19 protein-coding genes and 1 tRNA gene are annotated in these 23,511 nt (G+C 51.1%); 15 read left to right on the top strand and 5 right to left on the bottom strand.

Translation table 11 applies throughout. The features are described from left to right. A complete protein-coding gene (locus DPQ25_RS03815; RefSeq protein ID WP_112331818.1) occupies positions 1 to 642 on the top strand; it encodes a sugar O-acetyltransferase in 642 nt (213 codons plus the stop codon). 112 nt (positions 643 to 754) lie between these two features. Here DPQ25_RS03815 and DPQ25_RS03810 read toward each other — a convergent pair whose 3' ends face one another. From DPQ25_RS03810 to DPQ25_RS03800, 3 genes are all read right to left on the bottom strand, one after another. Next, complete coding sequence (locus DPQ25_RS03810) at positions 755 to 1,672, bottom strand: DMT family transporter (RefSeq protein WP_112331817.1); 918 nt, start codon at positions 1,670 to 1,672, stop codon at positions 755 to 757. A gap of 36 nt (positions 1,673 to 1,708) precedes the next feature. Further along, a complete protein-coding gene (locus tag DPQ25_RS03805; protein WP_112331816.1) occupies positions 1,709 to 3,025 on the bottom strand; it encodes an MFS transporter in 1,317 nt (438 codons plus the stop codon). A 62-nt stretch (positions 3,026 to 3,087) separates the two neighbouring features. Continuing rightward, a complete protein-coding gene (locus DPQ25_RS03800; RefSeq protein WP_112331815.1) occupies positions 3,088 to 3,984 on the bottom strand; it encodes a MurR/RpiR family transcriptional regulator in 897 nt (298 codons plus the stop codon). Positions 3,985 to 4,352: 368 nt separating this feature from the next. Here DPQ25_RS03800 and DPQ25_RS03795 point away from each other — a divergent pair, with 368 nt between their 5' ends. The 12 genes from DPQ25_RS03795 (at position 4,353) to DPQ25_RS03740 (ending at position 18,427) form a co-directional block, all read left to right on the top strand. After that, entirely contained in the window at positions 4,353 to 5,453 is a 1,101-nt protein-coding gene (locus tag DPQ25_RS03795) for a glycosyltransferase family 2 protein (protein ID WP_112332036.1), read from the top strand. Between the two features lie 18 nt (positions 5,454 to 5,471). Then, complete coding sequence (locus DPQ25_RS03790; protein WP_112331814.1) at positions 5,472 to 6,344, top strand: LicD family protein; 873 nt, start codon at positions 5,472 to 5,474, stop codon at positions 6,342 to 6,344. Beyond that, the gene (locus DPQ25_RS03785; protein ID WP_112331813.1) at positions 6,341 to 7,057 is read left to right on the top strand and encodes an IspD/TarI family cytidylyltransferase; all 717 of its coding nucleotides are present in this window, start codon (positions 6,341 to 6,343) and stop codon (positions 7,055 to 7,057) included. Before DPQ25_RS03790 ends, DPQ25_RS03785 begins: the two co-directional genes overlap by 4 nt. Beyond that, positions 7,050 to 8,063, top strand: a complete 1,014-nt coding sequence (locus DPQ25_RS03780) for an alcohol dehydrogenase catalytic domain-containing protein (protein ID WP_112331812.1) — start codon at positions 7,050 to 7,052, stop codon at positions 8,061 to 8,063. The genes DPQ25_RS03785 and DPQ25_RS03780 overlap by 8 nt, the downstream gene beginning before the upstream one ends. A 76-nt stretch (positions 8,064 to 8,139) precedes the next feature. Then, positions 8,140 to 9,600, top strand: a complete 1,461-nt coding sequence (locus DPQ25_RS03775; protein ID WP_177576821.1) for an O-antigen polysaccharide polymerase Wzy family protein — start codon at positions 8,140 to 8,142, stop codon at positions 9,598 to 9,600. A 10-nt stretch (positions 9,601 to 9,610) separates the two neighbouring features. Then, positions 9,611 to 10,372 carry a GumC domain-containing protein gene (locus tag DPQ25_RS03770; protein WP_146740519.1) on the top strand — a complete coding sequence of 254 codons (762 nt, stop codon included), beginning with the start codon at positions 9,611 to 9,613 and terminating at the stop codon, positions 10,370 to 10,372. Next, positions 10,365 to 10,760 (top strand): hypothetical protein, encoded by a 396-nt coding sequence (locus DPQ25_RS03765; RefSeq protein ID WP_112331809.1) that lies wholly within the window; start codon positions 10,365 to 10,367, stop codon positions 10,758 to 10,760. Before DPQ25_RS03770 ends, DPQ25_RS03765 begins: the two co-directional genes overlap by 8 nt. Before the next feature lie 29 nt (positions 10,761 to 10,789). Then, positions 10,790 to 11,695 carry a LicD family protein gene (locus DPQ25_RS03760; RefSeq protein ID WP_112332035.1) on the top strand — a complete coding sequence of 302 codons (906 nt, stop codon included), beginning with the start codon at positions 10,790 to 10,792 and terminating at the stop codon, positions 11,693 to 11,695. A 6-nt stretch (positions 11,696 to 11,701) separates the two neighbouring features. Continuing rightward, on the top strand, positions 11,702 to 12,898 hold the full coding sequence (locus DPQ25_RS03755; protein WP_112331808.1) for a DegT/DnrJ/EryC1/StrS family aminotransferase: 1,197 nt from the start codon (positions 11,702 to 11,704) through the stop codon (positions 12,896 to 12,898). 433 nt (positions 12,899 to 13,331) lie between these two features. After that, a complete protein-coding gene (gene secA, locus DPQ25_RS03750) occupies positions 13,332 to 16,085 on the top strand; it encodes a preprotein translocase subunit SecA (RefSeq protein ID WP_112331807.1) in 2,754 nt (917 codons plus the stop codon). A gap of 609 nt (positions 16,086 to 16,694) precedes the next feature. Beyond that, positions 16,695 to 17,747, top strand: a complete 1,053-nt coding sequence (locus DPQ25_RS03745) for an inorganic phosphate transporter (protein ID WP_112331806.1) — start codon at positions 16,695 to 16,697, stop codon at positions 17,745 to 17,747. A 56-nt stretch (positions 17,748 to 17,803) separates the two neighbouring features. After that, positions 17,804 to 18,427, top strand: a complete 624-nt coding sequence (locus DPQ25_RS03740) for a DUF47 domain-containing protein (protein WP_112331805.1) — start codon at positions 17,804 to 17,806, stop codon at positions 18,425 to 18,427. Between the two features lie 93 nt (positions 18,428 to 18,520). On the opposite strand, the gene DPQ25_RS03735 is transcribed toward DPQ25_RS03740, so the two are convergent. Both DPQ25_RS03735 and DPQ25_RS03730 read right to left on the bottom strand, forming a co-directional pair. Then, complete coding sequence (locus DPQ25_RS03735; protein WP_112331804.1) at positions 18,521 to 19,567, bottom strand: alcohol dehydrogenase; 1,047 nt, start codon at positions 19,565 to 19,567, stop codon at positions 18,521 to 18,523. A gap of 1,282 nt (positions 19,568 to 20,849) precedes the next feature. Continuing rightward, positions 20,850 to 20,925 (bottom strand) — tRNA-Pro (locus DPQ25_RS03730). Between the two features lie 234 nt (positions 20,926 to 21,159). Here DPQ25_RS03730 and DPQ25_RS03725 point away from each other — a divergent pair. Then, entirely contained in the window at positions 21,160 to 22,539 is a 1,380-nt protein-coding gene (locus DPQ25_RS03725; protein ID WP_112331803.1) for a glycine--tRNA ligase, read from the top strand. A gap of 732 nt (positions 22,540 to 23,271) precedes the next feature. Continuing rightward, positions 23,272 to 23,505, top strand: coding sequence for a hypothetical protein (locus DPQ25_RS03720; RefSeq protein WP_112331802.1), 234 nt, complete (start codon positions 23,272 to 23,274; stop codon positions 23,503 to 23,505). Positions 23,506 to 23,511 lie beyond the last annotated feature (6 nt).

Below are 23,511 nucleotides of genomic sequence, written 5' to 3'. Positions count from 1 at the left end.
ATGTCATTGGAAAAACAGATGAAATCAGGCCTGGTGTATTGTGAGTATGGACACAGCAGCGCCCAGGACCGTGCCTATGAGCAGGTAATAGAATTTCAGCGCAACCACTGTAAGGAGCTGATGTTCGACTTTAACCATACCCGTCCCGGCGACACGAGAACCAAGCGGCGTATTCTGGAGGAGCTCCTGGGCAGTGTGGGGGAGGAGGTTTGGATGGAGTCTCCGGTCAATTTCGCCTATGGCTGCAACACCTATATCGGGCACCATTTTTATGCCAACTTTAATATGAGCATTGTCGACGACGGCGAGGTACACATTGGCAACTATGTAATGTTTGGCCCGAACGTCACCGTTACGGTGACCGGGCATCCGGTGTGGGGCGAGTACCGGCGCAAGTGCGCCCAGTTTTCACTGCCGGTTGTCATTGAAGATGATGTGTGGATTGGCGCGAACACAGTGGTGCTGCCGGGCGTCACCATCGGCAAAGGTACGGTCATCGGCGCCGGCAGCGTGGTGACGCATGATATTCCCGCCGGGGTGGTTGCCTTCGGCGCGCCGTGTAGGGTGATCCGCGAAATCAGCGGCCGGGACCGGCTGTATTACCGCAAGGATCTGGAGCTGAACCCGGATTGGGATCGGTAGCGGCGTATAAATAATGCCATAACGGCAGAGGTTTTCCCTCAGGAAAACCTCTGCCGTTATTTTTACTTACAGCATAAAAAAATCCCCGGAGATTCCGGGGAAACAGAAGGGCCTAACGGCTGGGGCCCTGTTCCGGGACCACCTGCGGGCGTTTGTCCGCGCTGCGGTGGTCTGACATCACAATAACCGCGACGGCGCCGAGAATGAGCAGGCAGCCGGAGAGGTTGGACCAGGAAAATGCCTCCCCCAGAAAAATCCAGCCGGAAAGCATGCTGGCTACCGGCTCAAACATGCAGAAGATGGCGGCGGTACTGGCGCCAAGCTCTTTGATTCCCATCTGCAACAGCGCAACGGCGAGAAAGGAGGTGCACACGGCTATAATAAAGGTGTAACCCATTGCCAGCGGGGGAAGTGCAAATACAATGTTTCCGCTGGGAATGTCGAGCGCCAGCATGGCCAGCGCGTTGCTGAGCCCCATGTAACAGGCTACCTTGTTGGGGTTAATGTCCCGCAGGGCGGTCTTGTCCATGCCGGTCATATAGCAGGAGTAGGTAACGGCGGAGGCGATTGCCAATACCAGGCCAGGCCACTGCAGGGAGCCGGACGGGTCGAAGAAAAACAGGATTCCGGCACTGGCAATGACGAGCGCTATTATTTTGAACTTGCCCATGTGCTCCTTGAAAAACACCCGGCAGATCAGCGCGGTAAACACCGGGTAGAGAAAATGCAGCGTAGTGGAGGTGCCGATGCCGATGTATTGGTAGGAGTCATAGAGCATATAGGTGGTGCTGGCACGAAAGACGATGCCGACCAGCAGAATCAGGCCGAGCTCCTTTTTGTGAAGCCGAAAGGGGATTTTTTTCACCAGCATCACAATAATCAGCACGGGGACAACCATAAGGTTGCGGTAAAAGGTCAGCGTAGAGGCATTGCTGCCCATGTCGTAGGTAAGGCTTGCCAGCACAGGCGTAACCCCAAATAAAAGCGCGGATGCAATCGTGAGTAAAATCCCTTTTGTCTTTGTGTTCAATATTCATTCCTCCAAGGATAAGATCGCACAAGGGGCCTATTTCGCCTTTGCCGGTTTTGAGCCCGGGGCCGTGCCCCGCTTGCTGAAGAAAAACCAGGCGACAGCCGCCAGCAGCCCTACTGCCGCGGCGAGCAGCCAAAAAAGGTAGACGGTCCCCCAGCTATAGCCGTCGGACAATGCGCCGGAGATTGCGCCGGAAAGCGCGGCCCCGCAGTAGATGGAAAAGTCGAACAGGCCGGCGGTCAGCGAAACACGCCCGTAAGCTGAAAGCTGAAAGGGAATCAGGCTGGTGAAAATGGGGCCGGTCCCATAGGTGACAGACAATAAAAGAACCATCAGGATTAGCGGTAGTATTACATTGCTGCCGCCAAGGAAGAAGAGCAGCGCCGCGGCGGCGGTAATGAGTATGTAGAGAAAAAACAGGATTTTTCCGCTGTTTTGTCCCGCGCGCCGCAGAAGCTTTTGTACAAACAGCACGCCGGCCAGGTTCATCAGCGGAATGACCAGCAGCACAAACCAAAGCGAGTCTGCGGGAAAATAGCCGGATTCCGTCAGGACGGTCGGCAGCCACACGCCGACGCCCTCCCGAACCAGGCCCTGGGCCGCCGCCATGAGAAACAGCACGGGAAAGCAAATCCTGCCAAGGTAGGCAAACAGCGACAGGCGCGGAACCACAGGAGACGGATCGCCCAGGGAGCGCGGCGCCTCCGCCGCCAGGCCGGGTTCGTGCTCCTGCGCGGGCAGCGGGCGCTGCGGCGTGCTGCGGAATAATAATAGCAGCAGTGCGGCAAACAACAGAACAAGCACGGCTGGCAGCCAAAAAGCCGCCCGCCAGCCCAGCCTTTCAGAGAGAAAGGAGGCCAGCCCCCATGAGCAGGCATAGCCGGTGATGGTACTCAGCGCCATATAAAAGGAAACACGTTCCAGTTGCCTGGCATTGAACCAAAGGGAAAGAGTGCGGATAAGCGGCCCCCACAGCATGGACTGTGCAAAGCCGTTGAGTATCCAGCAGGCAAACAGCATGGGCAGCCCGCTGGAAAACGCACAGCCGAGGTTGCAGCAGGCAGACAGCAGCAGGCCGGTAACCAGCAGGGGCTTGCTGCGCAGATGGTCGCCCAGCAGGCCGCTGAGCAGCTGCCCAATGGTATAGGTCAGAAAAAATAAACTGGTCAGCAGGCCGATTTGCGTGTTGCTGTACCCCTCGCTCTGCTTAATGACGGGAATCGCTACCGACAGGTTCATACGCAGTAAATAGGCAAAAATGTATGCGAACCAGCATAGAGCCAGCATTCGCATTTGCAGAAAAGAGCAGCCTGAAAACAGCTGCCGTCTCTGCGTGTTCGCTTGCTTCAAGACCCGGCCCTCCTCCTTGCTTTATTACATGACGCTCAGTGTGGCTTGCCGCTGGAAAGCTGCTATTTCCGGCCCCCTGAGCCGCCCTTTGCGGAGGATGAGGGCGCGGCCTTTACGCGGAAATCCTCCAGGTATTTTGAGCCCAGCGCCATGTGGCGCGAGGTGCGCTTCGGCTCCCGCAGGGAGAGGGCCACGCACAGGGCATCGAGCAGGGCTACATGGGCAATCCGGGAGGAAACCGCTTCGACCGGGTAGCGGATTTCATCGGAAAAGGCAGTGAGCGCCAGGTCCGCATAGCGGCAGATGGGGCTGTCCTGGTAGCTGGTAATGACAAGGGTATTTGCGCCCTGCTCGCGTGCAATGCGAACGGCCTTGACGGTGTCATAGGTTTCACCGCTGTGGGAAATGCCTACGGCGACGCTGCCGGGCGACAGTGCCGCTGCCAGCGTACGCATAATCTGCGGGTCTACCGCATAGAAGGCCGGGTACCCTATCCGCATTATCCGGTAGAATGCGTCTGCGGCAATTGTGGACGAGGTGCCGATGCCGAAGAACACAATGCGCTTTGCCTGCTGCAGCAGGTTGACCGCCTGTGTAAAAGCGGCGCGATCCAGCAGCATCAGGGTGTCGTGCAGTGCGTCGATGCTGCTGGCGAATACCTTGTTTAAAACATCAGCATCGCTGTCGTTTCCGTCCACTGCGGGCAGCAGCCGGTTTTCACTAGGGACAACGCTGCGGGCCAGGCTGATTTTGAGGTCTGAATAGCCGGCATAGCCGACCTTTTTGCAGAAGCGGATGATCCCGGAGGGCGCGACCCCGGTCGCTTCCGCCAGTTCAGAAACCGTCATGTAAACGACCTTTTCCCCATTTGCCAGCAGGTAAGCGGCTACTTTCTTTTCCACATCCGTCAAGCGTGGGAACGAGTTCTGAATCAATGTCAGGCATGCGTGATCCTCCATATAGAACGCCTCCTGTTAAAATTATATTCTCAGTTTAATAAAACGATTAGAATAATAATCCAAAAGCCGGCGTTTGTCAATGGTTTTGCGTGATTTGCCGGCGTTTTTTATGATGCGGCTGATAAATTTGCGCTCAACCGGAATGCTATATAAATAGAGAAAGCAGGCAGGCATGGCCCGGCCGGCGGCTTATTTGACAAATTTTTAGGGACTTGCTATAATGAACTGGCAAATAGCTTGGAATTAATCTGTTGTTTACCTGCGCTTTAAGCACGGTAAATGGTTGTGATAAAATATTTTTGCGCTGTTTTACAGGGCGCGCCCATGCCGAGGATCATGCGCGGAAAACCCGGTGGGAGGAGGGGCATATGGCAGACGTCAAAAGATTGGAGCCGGTTTCCACGGTTTCGCTATGTATCATCGCCTATAACGAGCAGGCGTGCATGGACTCCCTGCTTCACGAGGTCCGTGCCCAGGACTATCCGCATGAATTGATGGAGATTATTCTGGTGGATGGATTGTCTACAGACGGCACCAAGGAAAAAATGCTGGAGTTCCAACAGAAAAACGAGGGCGCTTTCCGGCGTGTTGTGGTAGCCGATAATGAGAAGCGCGTATTGCCGTGCGGGTGGAATGTAGTGCTGAAAAACGCCATGGCCGACGTTATTCTGCGTGTGGATGCCCATTCCTCGATCCCGGTGGATTTTGTCAGTAAAAATATGGCCTGCCTGAACCGCGGGGAAGCAGTGTGCGGGGGCCGACGGCCCAACATTATAGATGAGGACACCCCGTTTAAACGAACCCTGCTAATGGCGGAAACCTCCATGTTCGGCAGCAGTGTTGCCCCTTACAGAAGAAAACAGGAGGAGCTTTATGTAAAAAGCCTCTTCCACGGGGCTTACCGCCGGACTGTTTTTGAAGAGGTCGGCGGCTACAATGAAAACCTTTGGCGCACAGAGGATAATGAAATGAATTACCGGATTCGCGCCGCCGGATACCGGCTGTGCTACGAGCCGGAGATTATTTCTTACCAGCATACACGCAACGGCCTGGGAAAAATGCTGAAGCAAAAGTATAAAAACGGTTACTGGATTGGCCTGACGGTGGGGGTCTGCCCCCAGTGCTTTTCTCTTTACCATTTCGTGCCCCTTGCCTTTGTGTGCGCCATTCTGGTTACGGCGCTGCTGGCTGTGCTCGGCCACCCGCTGCTAATGGCCCTGATGTGGTCGCTCTATGGTATTCTGGCAGTGGCAATGGCTTGTAAGGCCATTATTGAGACCAGGCGGTTCCACATCAGCAACCTGCTGCTGCCCCTCCTCTTCCTGCTGCTGCACCTTTCCTATGGCGCGGGGACATTGGTAGGCCTTGTTAAGCTGCCGTTTTGGCTGAGAAAGCACAGTGGCGGCCGTTCGCCCGAGGTGGAGGAAATCAAAACGGCAATGAAAAAAAATCACGGCGGTTTTCAGTGATATGCGGAGGCACGAGATATGGCGGATTTAACGGAAGAACAGTTGAAGGCCCTGCAAAAGAAGGGGCTCGAAATGGCGGTCTATTTCCGGGACTTTTGCGCGGAAAATAAGCTGCTGGCCTATTTTTGCGGGGGCTGCTGCATAGGCGCCGTCCGTCACCAGGGGTTTATCCCCTGGGATGACGACGTTGATTTTTTTATGCCCCGCCCGGACTACGAGCGCTTCCTCGCCCTTTGGAATGAAAAAGCAGACAGCGAGCGCTATGTGCTGGTAAACGCAGATGCACATCTGGTTGACCGCAACTTGTTCGCTACGATTCGTGACAGCCGGACGGCGGTTGTCAAAACCTATCAGCAGGACCTGGACCTCTGCCATGGGCTGGCGATGGATATTCTCCCGCTGGACGGGTATCCGGATGCCCCCCTGAAGCGGAAATTCCAGGTCTTTTGGGCGTTGATTTATTCCTTATTTCGGGCACAGACCGTGCCGGAAAACCATGGCGGGCTGATGCGCCTCGGCAGCCGGGTTTTGCTGGGAATGGTTCCATCCCGCAGGCTGCGTTATAAAATCTGGCGTTTTGCCGAACGGCACATGACAAAATATAAGATAGACGACTGCGCGAATATCACCGAGCTCTGCTCGGGGCCGGGCTATATGAAAAATAAATATCCAAAGCAGATTTTTGCCGCCGCTGTTGAAAAGGAGTTTGAGGGTGAACTCATGCCGCTGCCGATCGGCTATGACGAATACCTCCGCATAGTTTTCGGCGATTATATGCAGCTGCCGCCGGAGGAAAAACGGGTTGCGCATCACGATGCCGTTTTGTACGATCTTGAGCACAGCTACCGTGATTATAAAGGAAAATATGGCAATAAGGAGAATGAAAAATGATTTTTGGCGCTATTTTAGCCGGCGGCGTTGGCAGCCGGATGAATATTTCAGACATGCCGAAGCAGTTCCTTCCCCTGGGGGACAAGCCGATCCTGGTTCATACCCTGGAAAAATTTTTGCTGTGCGAGCGCCTGGATATGATTTATATCGGGGTGCACCCGAACTGGGTGCTGCATATGGAGGATCTGCTCGACAAATATGTGCCCGCGCGCAAGGCCGGCATCAGGATCGTACCGGGCGGCGGAGACCGAAATTCGACTATCATCAATATCATTGAAAAAATAGAGGCAGATCACGGGGCCAGCGATGAGCATATTATCGTGACCCATGATTCTGTCCGCCCGTTTGTCACCATGCGCATTATCGAAGAGAACATCGACGCCGCGCTGAAGTATGGCGCCTGCGACACCGTTGTGCCCGCAACAGACACCATTGTCGTGTCGGACGAGGGCGGAACCATTACAGAAATCCCGGACCGCAGCAAGATGTACCAGGGCCAGACGCCGCAGTCCTTTAATATGAAGCGCCTGAAGGAGCTCTATTTCGATCTCTCCGACGAAGAGAAAAATGTTTTGACGGACGCTTGCAAAATTTGTGTAGTGCGGGGGCTTCCGGTATTTATGGTGCGCGGGGAGGTCTCCAATCTCAAAATTACCAATGTAAGCGATTATAAAATCGCGCAGGCGATGGTAGGAGGAATTGCCATTGATTAATTATGTATATCAATTGGTGAGCCCTCATGTTTTCTCCCTGAAGTATGAGGAGGTCGACTTCAAAAAAGAGGTCATCATCCGCCCGAAATGTATGGCGGTTTGCCATGCGGACCAGCGCTATTTCCTGGGGCGGCGGGATGCGAAGATCCTGCGGCAAAAGCTGCCCATGGCGCTGATTCATGAGTGCTGCGGGCAGGTTGTATGGGATGGCACAGGCTCCTTTCAAAGAGGCCAGAAAGTCGTGCTCATCCCCAACGTTCCCGGCAGGGATGACGGTGTTACCTATGAAAATTATGCTGAGGGCAGCCGCTTTCTTTCCAGCGGCTGTGACGGCTTTATGCGCGAATATGTCAACCTTTCGCCCGACCGCGTGGTGCCGTTTGAGCAGGTGCCTCTGCCGGTGGCAGCCATCACGGAATTTGTCAGCGTAGCAGTCCATGCCGCCGGCCGTTTTATGCGGGCGGCGCACACCCGGCGTGAGACCATCGGCGTTTGGGGCGACGGCAGCCTCGCTTATGTGGTGTGCTGTGTGCTGCGCCAGCTCCTGCCGGAAAGCCGCATTTTCGTGGTGGGAAAGCACGAGCGCAAGCTGCTTCAGTTTTCTTTTGCAGACAGAACCTTCCTCTTTGACAGCTTGCCGGAGGGTTTTCATATTGACCATGCCTTTGAGTGCACGGGCGGCGAGGGCAGCTATTATGCAATTGACGACATTATAACGGCCGTCAGGCCGCAGGGGGCGGTCATGCTCATGGGCGTGAGCGAAAACCGCGTTCCCGTTCGTACCCGCGATATTTTGGAGAAGGGGCTGACCTTTACCGGCTGCAGCCGGTCCGGGCGCGAGGATTTTGTCAAGGCGGTGGAGCTGATGGAGCAGCCCCAGTTTCAAAAAAGGCTCAGCGCCATCATTTATGAGGATCGGCCCGTCCATACGGTTGCGGACCTTTCCCGTGTGTTTGAGACGGATTTGAACACACCCTTTAAAACGGTTTTTCGCTGGGAGATTTAAGGCCTGTGAAATGTTCTGACCAATACGAATGATAACAGCAGATAATCTTATCGCAGTAGATAAAAAGGAGATGTCAATGGCGAGATACTTACGATATTGTTGTTTGATACTTTCCTGGATGCTTTTTGGGATAGGACTTTGCCTCGGCAATTTTAATATATTACTTTGTGCTAATTTATGCTTGCTGATAAGTAATTTATTGTTTGCAGCTGAGAATATAAGAGATCGCATTTTTTTTCTGTTTTTTAATTTGACGTTTTTTGTTTTTCTTTTGTCCAGACCCGTTATTAGCATGTTTCGTAATGTTAAGTGGTGGAATTTTGAAGTTTCAGCCGTATATTTTGCTTTGATAGCTATTTTTGTTTCTTTGTTCTGTATACAGATTGGGGGCATTGCGGCTGATAGATTTATAGCAAAAAAAATAGCGATAGTTCCCAAATGGTTCTCAATGGATGAGTTTGATTTTCAGCGTGCTTTGCGTATTGTTTCTTTTGGGTTCTGGATAATTACAATGTTATGCTTTTTGATTGAAGAAGCGGATAAGTTAGTTTTTATGCAGGGGAAAGCGTATGAAGATTACTATATTTTATATCACAACTCTTTACCGTTTTATATTCATATTCCAGCTTCCTTGATGATCTATGCCTTATGTATTTATTTGGCCACGCTTCCGCAAAAGCATTGGGCTTTTTTTGTCTTGTCAGTATATGTGTTATCTGCTGTGCCTTCCCTTATTATTGGTATAAGGAATCCGATAGTGGAGAATGCAATTTTTGCATTTCTGTATTTTTTTGTTCGTGATACTCTTGGTGATGAAAAAAAATGGATTGGCAAATTAGAAAAGGCGTTATTAATTTGTATAATACCCGTTTCTTTGGTGTTTTTATCAGCATATAATTATATTCGGCAAGGCGAAGCAGTTGCCACTTCGGGTTTATGGGGATCAATTGTTGATTTGTTTTATAAACAAGGGGTTTCTTTTGAGGTTTTGTGTATAGGCTTCCAGTCAATTCCTAGTTTGCCTAATTCTGCTTTCAAAAATTATACTTTTGGCCCTTTTATTGATTATTTTACGCATAGTGGCTTATCAAGTAAATTGTTCGGGACTATGGATCTAAGTGGCAACAGTGTTGAGCATGCTGTCTATGGGAACTCTTTTGCGCACAGCATGTCATACACTGCTCGTAGTGATTATTTACAAGGACACGGTTGGGGTTCTTCTTTTATTTTAGAAGTTTTTACAGATGGCGGAATATGTGGGGTAATTTTATTTAGCCTTCTTTTAGGACTAGGCCTTCTTTTTTTAATGAGGTTGTTAAGAGGAAAAACTTTCGCAAGAATAGTTGCTCTAACATCATTATTATCGCTGTTTTTTATGCCTAGAGGGGAAGCAACTGGGAGCTTCTTGTTCATCGTGTCCGTGCAGTTTTGGATTACATTTATTATTTGCTTTTTTGGTGCTGGCCTATGTAAAAGGCCTTACACGCGATTTAATTGCCAGCGCTTATTTAATAAAAGGTATATAAACGTCAAATGATGATAAGGAGATGGATTATTTGTTTGAAAAATGTGGATTCCGAGATGTAATGGCGAGAATATGGAGATATAAAATATTTATCCTAATAGTTACCGCGCTCTTCGTGATACTGGGAATAGGTATCAGTGCGATGAAATCTTCGGGCCAATCAACGCTGGAGCGTGAGGGAAATTGGATTGCCACCGCTTCTTATTTAACAGAGGATCAAGCCGCGACAGCGGAGGGTGATCGGTCAATCCAGTTTGCTGCTACGGTTGCGGGCGTATTAGGGTCCGATTATGCACGCTATCAAATTAACGAGATTTTGCTGCAAGCTTTTACCAAGGAAGATATTATCAAATATGCAGGCCTTTCTGTGCCGGCTGACGAATATAGCTCTTCTTCCTTAACTGATTTATACGAAGTGAAGACAACTTCAAACACTCCTATATTTACAATTACGATTAAGGCAAAGGATGAACAGTTTGTCAATGCAGCATTGAAGGCCTGCACGGCGACTTTGGAACAATCCGTGCAAAGTCTTTCAGAGGCTTCCATTAAGCTGATCGGTGAAACGACAGAACAAACTATGGAGACGGTCAGCGCCGCTTATACTCCGAAGAAGATGATTATTGCCGCATTTGGCATTCTGGGACTGGGACTTAGCTTACTTGTTACATTATTTATGGCGATGTTTTTCCCAACAGTTAATAGAAAAGAGGATTTTGCACTTTATGGGGTACCGGTTTTAGGTGAGCTCCCGATTGCAAAAGGAGGAGAAAATCATGGCTAAAAATAGAACAATGTCCGCTGCTTTTTGTGCGCGTATGCTTCTGGATTTGCAGCAGAAGCATAATGCCCACCGCATCGTTGTAACATCCAGCATCCGAGATTCTCAAAGACAGGAGCAGATACTTCGCGGCCTTGCCGTAGTACTGGGTGAACAAGGGAAAAGAGTGGAAGTAACAAAAAGCTTTGAAAAATTGCCTGAGGGCACGGACTTTACGCTTTGCTTGGCTCCCTGTGCCCAGGAGGATTTTTCTGCGTTTGAAACCTGCCGTTCAGGAGATATTACTATTTGTCTTGAACGATTAGGGAAGACGAGGCACAAAGCCTTTGAGGCGCTGATGGATTATCTCAGAGAAGGCGGCATATTGGTCGGCGGCGTCATTACGTATTGAATTTGATTATCTATCAAGGGGTGTCTGGCTTGGAAAATGGGCAGCAGCTTGAGTACCATGAAGTCTCTATAAAAGACCTTCAAAAAAAGTGTCTTGAGATCCTGGTCTATTTCAAAGAATTTTGTGAAAAGCACAATTTGCTCTTTTATTTTTGCGGCGGCTGTTGTATCGGCGCAATTCGCCATCAGGGGTTTGTGCCATGGGATGACGATATCGACGTCTTTATGCCCCGCGCGGATTATGAAAGGCTGAAAAAGCTTTGGGCGGAAGAAGCTGACACTGAGAAGTATGCATATTGCCGTTCTGACCAGGGACATTATTTACGCTCGCTGCTGACAGCAATAACAGATGAGGACACAACCTTTATTAAAGAGCGGCAAAGGGATCTTGATATTCAGCATGGCGTCCGCCTGGAGATTCTCCCCTTGGACGGCTGTCCAAAATCCCGTTGGGCGAGAAAATTCCAGATTATGTGGGCTTTACTGTATTCTATGTTTAATAATAATGAGGCGCCGACGAGTAAGGGAAAAGGTTTTTACATTTTAGGAAAGTTCCTTCTGGCATTGGCGCCGTCCCAGAAGATGCGCTATCGGGTTTGGCGTTTCGCGGAAAAGAAGATGTCTCAATATCCGATCACACCCGAGACTCAATATATCACCGAACTTTGCGCACGTTATAAATACATGGTCAATCAATACCCAGCTGAAATTTTTGCAAAAGCGGAATGGGTGGATTTTGAAGGCTTGAAGATGCCGGTTCCGGCTGGGTATGATACTTATTTAAAGATGGCCTTTGGCGACTATATGCAGCTGCCGCCCGAGGAGGACCGCGTCCCGGCCCATGAAGCCGTCAAAATAGACCTGGACCACAGCTATAAAATCTACAAGGGCAAATATTACTGTGTTGCCGGCGAAGAGAAAAACGCCAAGGAGTGATTGAATATGAAAATACCATTTTCCCCACCGGATATTGGCGAAGAGGAAATCGCGGAGGTTGTCGATACGCTGAAATCCGGTTGGATTACCACCGGGCCGAAGACGAAACGGTTTGAAGAGGCGCTCTCTGTCTATTGCGGCACAAAACGGACCGCCTGCCTAAATTCGGCGACCGCGGCCGCGGAGATGACGCTGCGCCTGCTTGGCATAGGCCCGGGTGATGAGGTCATCACCTGCGCTTACACTTATACTGCCTCCGCCAGTGTGGTGTGCCATGTGGGTGCTCAGCTGGTGATGGTGGACACGGCAAAGGATTCGTTTCAGATGGACTATGACCGGCTGGAAGCTGCAATCACGGAAAAAACTAAGGCGATTGTGCCGGTGGACCTCGGCGGTGTTCCCTGTGATTATGACCGGATTTATGAGATCGTGGAGAGGAAAAGGGCGCTGTTTCGCCCGGCGAACGCACTTCAAGAGGCCATTGGGCGTGTCATTATTCTGGCGGATGCCGCGCATGCGCTCGGCGCAGAATATCACGGCAAGCGGGTAGGCTCCATTGCGGATTTCACCACCTTTTCCTTCCATGCCGTCAAAAATTTGACGACGGGTGAGGGCGGCGCGGCAACGTGGCGGGAGATTCCCGGTGTTGACAGCGATTCGCTTTATCAGCAATATATGCTGCTTTCGCTGCATGGGCAGAATAAGGATGCCCTGGCAAAAACAAAGCTTGGCGCCTGGGAATACGATATTGTCGAGCCCTATTTTAAGTGCAATATGACGGATATTATGGCCTCTCTGGGGCTGGTACAGCTCCGGCGCTATCCGGGGCTGCTGGCCCGCCGCCAGGAGTTGATTGCACGCTATGACGCGGCTTTTGCCGGGGAGGCAGTGCAGAGCCTGGCGCACCGGGGCGAGGGCTTCCTCAGCAGCGGCCATCTTTATCTGATGAGGCTGCTGGGAAAGGACGCGGCATACCGGAACCGCTTTATTGAGCGGCTGGCAGAGCGGAATATCGCGGCCAATGTACATTATAAGCCCATGCCGTTGCTTTCCGCTTACCGCAAGCGCGGCTTCCGCATCGAAGATTATCCCAATGCCTATGCGATGTTTGAAAACGAGGTTTCTCTGCCGCTGCATACCTGCTTGACGGATGAACAGGCAGATTATCTACTGCATACCTGCCTGGAGCTTCTGCACGAATGAGCGGCTGCGGCAAGGCCATAAAGCGGACGCACTCTGCCTGGAGCTGCGTCCGCTTTTTGGCTTTGCAGGCAGGAGCAGCTTTCGTCCGGCTGTGCGGGCCGGGGTTCGGGGAAAAGTGCTTTCTTTTTCAGAGATGATGTGATATAATGACTACAAAATCATGTGGCCGTTTATTATTGCGGGCGCATGCTTGCGTTTTAACCGGAAGCCCTCTTTATAAAAATTTGGGGTTATTAGCATCAGCGGCGGAGCCCGGCGGTTTTTGCGGGCGACAGGCCGCATTTCATGAAAAGCCGGCTTTGCGGCTTTTTAATAGTCAGCGGTACAATTTTCTTAAATCTCAAAGCTTTATGGGAAAATTAGCCGCCGGCCTCGGTTGCCGCTGCCTGACGGCAAGGCCCGGCGGAATGAGGAAAGGTATGGTAAGTGACACATGGCGAATATTTTAACCGCGTTTTTCGGCAATTACAGTAAGCGCGAGCTGAAGCGCATCCAGCCGGTTTGTAATAAGGTGCTGGCGCTGGAGGATAAGTATAAGGCGATGACGGAGGGTGAGCTCAAGGCTCAGACCCCGGCGCTGAAAAAACGTCTTGAAAACGGCGAAACCTTGGACGATATCCTGCCGGATGCCTTTGCTGTCTGCCGCGAGGTTTCAGACCGTGTATTGGGAACCCGCCATTACCCGGTCCAGATTATCGGCGGCATCGTGCTCCACCAGGGACGGATTGCGGAGATGAAAACCGGCGAGGGAAAAACGCAGACGGCTGTGCTGGCGGCGTATTTAAACGCGCTTTCCGGGAAGGGCGTCCACATTGTTACTGTTAACGATTACCTGGCCCGCCGCGACTCAGAGTGGATGGGCAAGGTTTACCGCTTCCTGGGCCTCACGGTCGGCCTGATTGTGCATGATATGGACAATGCCGGGCGCAAGGCCGCCTATGCCGCCGATATTACCTACGGCACCAACAATGAGTTCGGGTTCGACTATCTGCGCGACAACATGGTGATTTACAAGGAAAACAAGGTGCAGCGCGGGCATAACTTCGCCGTCGTGGACGAGGTCGACTCAATCCTCATCGACGAGGCACGGACCCCGCTGATTATATCCGGCCAGGGCGACAAATCGACAGACCTGTACAACAAGGCCGACCATTTTGCCAAAACCTTGCGTTTGGTAAAGGTGGCGGAGCTCAATGACAAGGAAGATAATGACGAGCTTTACAAGGATGCCGATTATATTGTGGACGAGAAGGCCAAGACGGCGACGCTGACCCCATCCGGCGTGAAAAAGGCAGAGGCGTATTTCGGCCTGGAGAACCTGACCGACGCCGCCAATATTACGCTTCAGCACCATATTAACCAGGCGATTAAAGCGCGCGGCGTTATGCAGAAGGATATTGATTACGTCGTTAAGGACGGCGAGGTCATTATTGTCGATGAATTTACCGGGCGCCTGATGTACGGCCGCCGCTATAACGAGGGCCTGCACCAGGCCATTGAGGCCAAGGAGGGGGTCAAGGTTGCCCGCGAGAGCAAGACCCTGGCGACAATTACCTTCCAGAATTTCTTCCGTTTATATAACAAGCTGTCCGGTATGACCGGTACGGCAATGACGGAGGAGGCCGAATTCCGTGAGATTTATAAGTTGGATGTCATAGAGATTCCCACCAACCGCCCCATGGTACGGAAGGACATGCCGGATGTCGTCTATAAGACGGAGAAGGGCAAGTTTAACGCGGTCATTGAAGACATTGCCGCCCACCACCAAAAGGGCCAGCCTATTTTGGTCGGCACCATTTCCATTGAAAAGTCGGAACAGCTGTCGGCATTGCTGCGTAAGCGCGGCATTAAGCATGAGGTGCTGAACGCAAAATACCATGATAAGGAAGCGGAGATTGTCGCGCAGGCCGGTAAGCTCGGCGCCGTAACCATAGCTACCAATATGGCCGGGCGTGGTACCGACATTAAGCTGGGCGGCAACGCCGAATTTATGGCCAAGGCTGAGATGCGCCGCATGCAGTTTTCAGAGGAGCTGATTGGCGAGGCCACCGCTTATTCGGAGACGGACGATGAGGAAATTTTAAACGCGCGGAAGACCTTCCGGGAGCTGAACGAGAAATACGAGCATGAGATAGAGCGGGAGAAGGACCGGGTCCGCGAGGCGGGCGGCCTGTATATCATCGGCACGGAGCGCCATGAATCCCGCCGGATTGACAACCAGCTGCGCGGCCGCTCCGGCCGTCAGGGCGACCCCGGCATGAGCCGGTTCTATATTTCGCTGGAGGATGACCTCATGCGCCTGTTCGGCGGCGAGCGCATCACCATGCTGATGGACCGCCTGAATGTGGATGAGGATACGCCGATTGAGACGAAGATGCTCAGCAATACCATTGAGGGCGCCCAGCGGAAGATAGAGGGCCGGAACTTTGGCATTCGTAAAAACGTGCTTCAATATGACGATGTCATGAACCGCCAGCGTGAAATTATCTACACGCAGCGCGACCAGGTGCTCAACGGTGAAAATATCCATGACCAGGTCATGAAGATGATCGAGCAGGCCATTGAGAACCAGGTTGCGCAATATATCCCGAAGAGTACGCTCAAGGACGACTGGAATATTGAGGGCCTGCGGGACCACTATATGGGCTGGATGCTGACGCCGCAGGACTTAGTTTATACGCCCGATGAGCTGGAACGCCTGGAGCCGGAGTTCCTTGTTGAGGAGCTGACAAAGCGTGCCAAGATGATTTATGAAAAGCGTGAGGAGGCTTTTGGCGAACCGCTGATGCGGGAGCTTGAGCGGGTGGTTCTGCTCAAAAACGTCGATACAGAGTGGATGGACCACATCGATGCAATGGAGGAGCTGAAAAAGGGAATCCGGCTGCGCGCCTATGGCCAGCATGACCCGGTGGTGGAATACCGGGTTGAGGGCTTCGACATGTTTGACCAGATGATTGCCACGATTCGAGAGAACACGGCCCGGATGATGCTGACCGTTCAGATCCGCACCAAGGAGGAGCCCCAGCGCGAGCAGGTGGCAAAGCCCACAGCGACAAGCGCCGACCAGACAGATGAAAAGCGCCCGATGCGCAAGGGCAAGAAAATAGGTCCCAACGACCCATGCCCGTGCGGCAGCGGTAAAAAGTTTAAAAAGTGTACCTGTGCGGAATATCACCCCAATAATTAAACCCATCAATAAATGAAGGCCTGTGCCATGGGCGGCGCAGGCCCTTATTATTTGGCAAAGGCTCCAGCGGCGCGGGCGTGGGAAATACCCCATCAGGCCGGAGAAAAGGAAAAGCGGTTGGCGAAGATTCAGTGCCTAAGGGGGCAGAAATATGGGTTTTATGCGGAGAGAAAGCACGGCCGTTTGCCTTAAAAGCGCGGAGGTGGCTTACAGTCAAACCGTGCCGCATAGAACACGCTGCTTGTAGGATATTGCTTTTTAATTGTAAAACAATATAAACTACATTTTTATTGTTTACTATAAATAAAATATTTATTTTACAAAAATTTTTGCTGCAAAAAATAGAAGCGAATCACATAATAGCATTGACGGAATGCGAATTTGGTGTTATTTTATATCTATGTGTTAAATGCATGTAAAAGCTGGAATAAGTGGTGGAGTCTGTCATAGAGCGCGCGAGCGGCTTTATTTATTCACAGTTATTGGTATGCCGGGTTGACCCAGCCGGATATTCTTTAGCACCGTGGAGGCAGGACTTCTTCTTTGAGAGGTTCTGCCTTTTTGGACTGCCGGGCTGTTTCCGTAATAAAGAGCAGGAGTGTAAAATTTATGGATGTATCATTTAATCACTTTCTTCAGGAGATGGCGGGCAATCCGATTCTCCTCATCACGGTGGTGCTTACGCTGGGCGTCATTTTCGTCAACGGTTGGACGGATGCGCCCAACGCCATTGCAACCTGTGTGACAACACGCTGCATGGGGGTGCGTTCGGCAATTCTCATGAGCGCGGCCTTTAACTTTTTAGGCGTGTTTATCATGACGCAGATCAACAGCTCGGTGGCTACAACCATCAGCAATATGGTGGATTTCGGCGGAAATACCCACCAGGCGCTGATTGCGCTTTGCGCGGCGCTGTTTTCCATTGTCGTTTACAGCACAGGGGCTTCTTTTCTGGGTATTCCCACCAGTGAAAGCCACAGCCTGATTGCCGGCCTTTCCGGCGCTGCAATTGCCATACAGGACGGAATCGGCGGCATCAACCTGGGCGAGTGGGTAAAGGTGCTCTATGGCTTGGTGCTGAGCCTGGTGCTGGGCTTTGTCACCGGTTGGGTGGTTTGCAAGCTGGTGACCATTGTTTGCCGCCGCATGGACCGCCGGAAAACAAATCCGTTTTTCAAAGCTGCTCAGATTTTCGGCGCTGCCGCGATGAGCTTTATGCATGGGGCGCAGGACGGCCAGAAGTTTATCGGCGTTTTATTTTTGGGGCTGGCCTTTGCCACCGGTCAGGACGGCGCCGGCGGGGTGGCTATTCCCGTGTGGCTAATGCTGCTGTGCAGCATTGTCATGGCGCTGGGAACAAGCGTCGGCGGAGAGAAAATTATTAAATCAGTTGGCATGGATATGGTCAAGCTGGAAAAATACCAGGGTTTTTCCGCCGACCTCGCCGCCTCCTTCTGCCTTTTATATTCGAGCCTGTTTGGCATTCCTGTGTCCACAACCCACACTAAGACGACTGCTATTATGGGTGTCGGCGCTGTCAAGCGCTTGTCCGCCATTAACTTTGGCGTGGTTAAAGACATGGTATTGACCTGGATTTTCACTTTCCCGGGCTGCGGCCTGATCAGCTTTATCATGGCAAAACTCTTTATGGCCATTTTTTAAAAATACCCGGTGTCTGTCCTCTGCAACTGAAAACAGATGAAAAGGAGCTTATAAACATGTCAAAAAAACAGGACTCATTTTATTTTGAAAATTTTATTTCCTGTACGGATTATGCCTGCCAGGCCGCCCACCTGCTGGCGGCTGAAATGGAAAATTTTGACCCCAACAACCTGCGCCGCAGCTTAGACGAAATCCATGCCGTGGAGCATGCCGCCGATGAAAAAAAGCATGACCTGCTGAACGTGCTGGCAAAGGCTTTCATGACGCCCATAGAACGGGAGGATATCCTACAGCTCAGCCAGAATATTGACGAGGTCACGGATAAAATCGAGGATGTGCTGCTACGGATATACTATAATGATATCAAGTCCATTCAGCCGGATTCCCTGGCTCTGGCGCAGGTGGTTATCCGCTGCTGTGAGGCCGTGAAGACCATGATGGCGGAGTTCTCCGATTTTAAGCATTCGAAAAGCCTGCACGAGCATATTGTACGAATCAATACAATGGAGGAGGAGGCCGACCGGCTGTTTATTGACAGCATGTACCATCTTCACACCTCCTGCAAGGACCCCCTCACTGTCATTGCCTGGCGGGAGATTTACAGCTACCTGGAGAAATGCGCGGATGCCTGTGAGCATGTAGCGAACGTGGTGGAAAGCATCGTGATGAAAAATTCCTGAGCGCTTGGCGCGCCAGCTAATAAGCCGCCGGAGTATCCCCTTACAGGGCGTCCTCCGGCGGCTTATTTTTGCGTGGTGGGGCCTTTCCCGAGCTTATGGGGTAACGACCCATTTTATACAGTGCTCCAGGCGCTTCTCAAAAACACGGTAGCCCTCCAGAATATCCCGAAGAGGGGCGCGGTGAGTAATGAGGAACGAGGTGTCCAGCTTCCCCTGCTCAATGAGGTGCAGCAGCTCGCCGCAGCGGCAGGCATCGACCCCTCCGGTCTTGAAGATGAGGTTTTTTCCATACATCTCCGGCAGGGGCAGCGTCTGTGGGGCCTCATACATGGCAACCAGTACGACGACGGCGTTGGGGCGGGCAATCCTCCAGGCGGTTTCAAAGCTGGAGGCAGAACCGGCGGCCTCTATCACGGAATCCGCGCCGCGTCCATGGCTTTGGGCACGGATTTTTTCTGAAAGCTCCGGGTCGGCAGGGTCCAGCGCAAGGCCGGCAAGCCTGTTTGTCAGGGCTACCGTGCGCCGGAAGGGGTCCGGCTCTATGCAAATAACCGTTCCCGCGCCAAGCAGGCGGGCGCACGCCATGGAACAAAGGCCGACGGGGCCTGCGCCCAGAACGGCGACGGTATCGCCGGTGTGAATTTCCGCAAGCTGAGCGCCCCAATAGGCGCTGGAAAGAATATCGCCGGTAAAGAGCGCGGCCTCGTCGCTGACGCTGTCCGGCAGTTTGACCAAGCCGGTGTGCGCGAAAGGCACGCGCACATATTCAGCCTGGCAGCCGTCGATGCGGCAGCCGAGCTCCCAGCCGCCCCGTTCACAATTATTAACATAGCCATGCCGGCAGTACCAGCATTCCCCGCAGAAGGTCTCGCAGTTGGCGGCTACGCGGTCACCGGGCTGGAGTTGTGTAATTCCGGATCCTACGGAGACGACCTCCCCAACAAATTCATGGCCGAGCACCACCCCGGGCCGCGCACGGGGAACGGCGCCGTTGAGGATGTGCAGGTCGCTGGTGCAGATGGTGGACCTGGTAACCTGGACGATGGCATCCAAGGGATCGCGCAGCACCGGAACCGGGCGCGGCTCCAGACGGATATCGCCGGCGCCGTGATAGACGACGCTCATCATGTTCTTTTTCAAAGCTGGTCAGCTCCTTTACAGATTTTTATCTAAAAATTTTTATCTAAAAACGCGTTATTTCTAAAATTTATTTATTGGTATTTAAACGCTTGAAAGGCGTTATAAAAAAGGTTTGCACATAAAGGAGGGACGGGATTTTTATGCTGAACGACATGCCCTACGAAACATTAAAGGAAAACAAAAGGGCAGATGAAATGCTGCTGCCCCACGACCAGAATAAGCTTATGCTGCCATTGCACGAAGGCTTGGCCTAGCGTATACCTAGCCTCCCATAGTCCGGGCTTGCGCTCGCGGATAGAGCCGGACCCCTGGGCGTTTCTCTTCGCCATAGCTCCACCTCCTTATTGATTTTATGGATTGGATATGATATATTAGCCGTGGGTACTGTCACGAACGGCAGGCGGTTAGCCACTCCCCTATTGAAAGGGGGTGGTGCTTATGGTTACATATGAGGGTCTTTTTGCCTTCTGCATGGTAATCATCAGTATTATTGCTCTTTTTCTGAGCAAAAAGAAATAACCGCCCCATCGTCCAAATGCAGCGGTTATTCTTTAATCACTCTTCTGGGCTAACCGTCGGCTGACAGTACCCTTCCTGTATTTTAAGTATAGCCGCTTTCCACACACTTGTCAATATTCTATTTAGGCCTTTACGGTTTTATTAGCCGTAAGGTTTTTTATTTTATCCTAGTGAAGATCGTATTTGCTACAGCGCTTTGGGTAACGGTATCACACGACAAAATTTATGGGCAATTAGAACGGATTCCCCTGGAACAGGGAATATAGGGGTGTGCTGCCGTAAAAAGCCGCAGACCTCATCAAGAAAGCGCACCTTGCCTCGGTTTTCTCCTATCAGGTCGGTAACCGTTGTGCGGGCGTTTATAAGCGAGCAGGGGAACTGGTAATGTGTTGCATTTTTACCCTATTTTGATAGATTTTTACCATATCATTTTCCTGCTCAAGGTATCAAAAAACCCGCATGGTTACTGAATAAATCAGCACTTATGCGGGTTCCGTTATTGGTACCGATGTTCATAACGAAACTGGAGAAATAAAAATCCGAGTGTCCATATAGACACTCGGACTGGAAGGGTACTACGAAAAAGATGCACTGCCCTGCGTCCCCGCAAAAGGTTGGTAGTGAGCCAAAGCCGTCGTGAGCGCGTTTACAAGCGAACAGGCGACGCGAACGCGACCTTTTGCGGAAAAGGAGGAGCAGCGGAATGAGTATGCTCTGACTTTTGAAAAAAGTCAGAGCAAGCGATATACAGCTTGCTCCGACGTGGTCGAGGTGACAGGACTCGAACCTGCGACATCCTGCTCCCAAAGCAGGCGCGCTACCAACTGCGCTACACCTCGATATAATTTATATAAGATCTTTTTTATTATAAGGAAAAAGCGGCATGAAGTCAAGTTTTTTTAAATTAATCTTGCAAGGAATGTTAGATGATGGTAAACTTATCTAAAAGATGTCTGGCTGGGGTTGAGGGAGTAAAACAGCTTTTTACCAGGTATCTGCCGCCCCAAGGGCAGGCAGTCATTGTGTTGTCCCAATCCATGGATATAAATGAATGATTGACGGAGGAACTAGCTATGAAAGCAACTGAAAAAACGATGGAAAAGATCGTCGCACTCTGTAAAAACCGCGGGTTTGTGTACTCGGGATCCGAGATTTACGGCGGACTGTCTAACACATGGGATTATGGCCCTCTGGGCGTTGAATTTAAGAATAATGTCAAACGGGCTTGGCATAAAAAGTTTGTTCAGGAAAGCCCCTGGAACGTCGGCCTTGATGCTGCAATCCTGATGAACCCCCAGGTGTGGGTAGCGTCCGGCCATGTGGGTGGTTTTTCCGACCCGCTGATGGATTGTAAGGACTGTAAAACGCGCCACCGTGCGGATAAGCTGATTGAGGATGACGGCGCGGATGCCAATGGCATGACCTTTGAGCAGATGAACGCTTACATCAAAGAGCATAACGTCAAATGCCCGGCCTGCGGATCTGCGAATTTTACGGATATCCGCAAATTTAACTTAATGTTTAAGACCTTCCAGGGCGTGACGGAGGATACCAAAAATGAAATTTTTCTTCGCCCTGAAACCGCGCAGGGGATCTTTGTGAACTTTTCCAATATCCAGCGCTCTACACGGAAAAAGCTGCCCTTTGGTGTGGCGCAGATTGGAAAAAGCTTCCGCAATGAGATTACCCCCGGTAACTTCACCTTCCGCACCCGTGAATTTGAACAGATGGAGCTGGAATTTTTCTGTAAGCCGGGGACAGACCTGGAGTGGTTTGATTACTGGAGAGGCTTCTGCCGCGACTGGCTGCTGAACCTCGGCATGACAGAGGAGAATATGCGTCTGCGCGACCACGAAAAGGAAGAACTGGCCTTCTATTCCAAGGCAACTACAGACATTGAATTTCTCTTCCCGTTTGGCTGGGGCGAGCTTTGGGGGGTTGCCGACCGGACGGACTATGACCTCAAGCAGCATATTGACCATTCTGGGAAGGATTTGACCTATTTTGACCAGGAGGCCAACGAGCACTATATTCCTTATGTAATTGAGCCGTCTTTGGGCGCCGACCGTGTGGCGCTGGCTTTCCTCTGCGACGCCTATGACGAGGAGGTCATCGATGCTGAAAAGAATGACACACGCGTTGTCCTGCGCCTTCATCCATACCTGGCGCCCTTCAAAGCTGCTGTTCTGCCGCTTTCTAAAAAGCTGAATGATAAAGCGCAGGCTGTTTTTCAGGAGCTTTCTAAATTCTTTATGGTGGACTATGACGACGCGGGTTCCATCGGCAAGCGTTACCGCCGCCAGGATGAAATCGGCACACCGTTCTGCATCACCTATGATTTCGACAGTGAAAACGATCAATGCGTGACCATTCGTGAACGCGATTCCATGAAGCAGGAGCGTGTTTCCATCGAGAGCCTTGCCCATTGGCTCACTGAAAAGGTGCAGTTCTAACCCCCTTCCGGCTGTTCCTGTCGGCCCACCTCAGGGCGGTATGGCGTTTTACGGGGTTGGATCCAGTGGAATGCTTAAAGGGTTGATCCCTTCAGCATAGGCTTAAGGCCCGCAGGAAAAGCTGCCGGTATCCTGTATGTGGAATATGGATATAAAAATGTGCCGTTTGGCGAAGCGTAAAACCGGCAGTTTCAGCGTTTAGCTGGCTCCGCACACAATAAGTCCCCCGGAACCGTTTATTTGCGCGGATGTTCTACGGTATCGAAGAGGATATCGTCAAGCTTGCCGGTATCTTGGGTCACAGCAGTATTGACACTACTCGTATTTATATCATTTCCACAGGTTTGGAACACCACAGACGTATGGAAAATATGCGGCTGATTCTATAAAAAACTACTGTAAACGGCGGCAATAGCATACTCTGCATTATGTTATATTGAGTAATCAAATTTTTGGCGCACAAAAGCAAGCCTTTTCTGCATTCTAATTTTACAATGTCAGAAAGGGCTTTATTTTTATACGATTTTCAACAATTTCAACGATCTTCATGTTTTTGGGAGCAGAATTCCTTTACAATTCAGCTTTTTCGTAGTAACATTTATCTGAATAATCGGGTAAATTTTGCCGATTTACAAATCTAATATCATAATGCGGATTATGGTTGCTAAATGGATTTGGCGGGAGAAATTTGAATATGGCACTCGCAAAAAAAGGATTGAAAGGGAATAAGATATGTATACTGTATATTATGATAAAAACGCTCAATATGCTGACCAGTCAAGTGATTATGTAAAAATACATAAGGGCGGCTGTGGACATTATACCAAAAACGGTACTGCTGTAGATAATCACTCCGGCGAACGGCAAACGTTTACAACACTTATTAAAGCGTGCGAATATGTTGAAGAAAAAACCGGTAAATTATCTTCAAAGTTCTTCTGTAAGCATTGTTTTGGTAAAGACTGAAAATGA

It is taken from the genome of Hydrogeniiclostridium mannosilyticum, assembly GCF_003268275.1.
GTDB classification, from domain to species: domain Bacteria; phylum Bacillota; class Clostridia; order Oscillospirales; family Acutalibacteraceae; genus Hydrogeniiclostridium; species Hydrogeniiclostridium mannosilyticum.
This window is presented reverse-complemented; position numbering and strand designations above follow the sequence as displayed.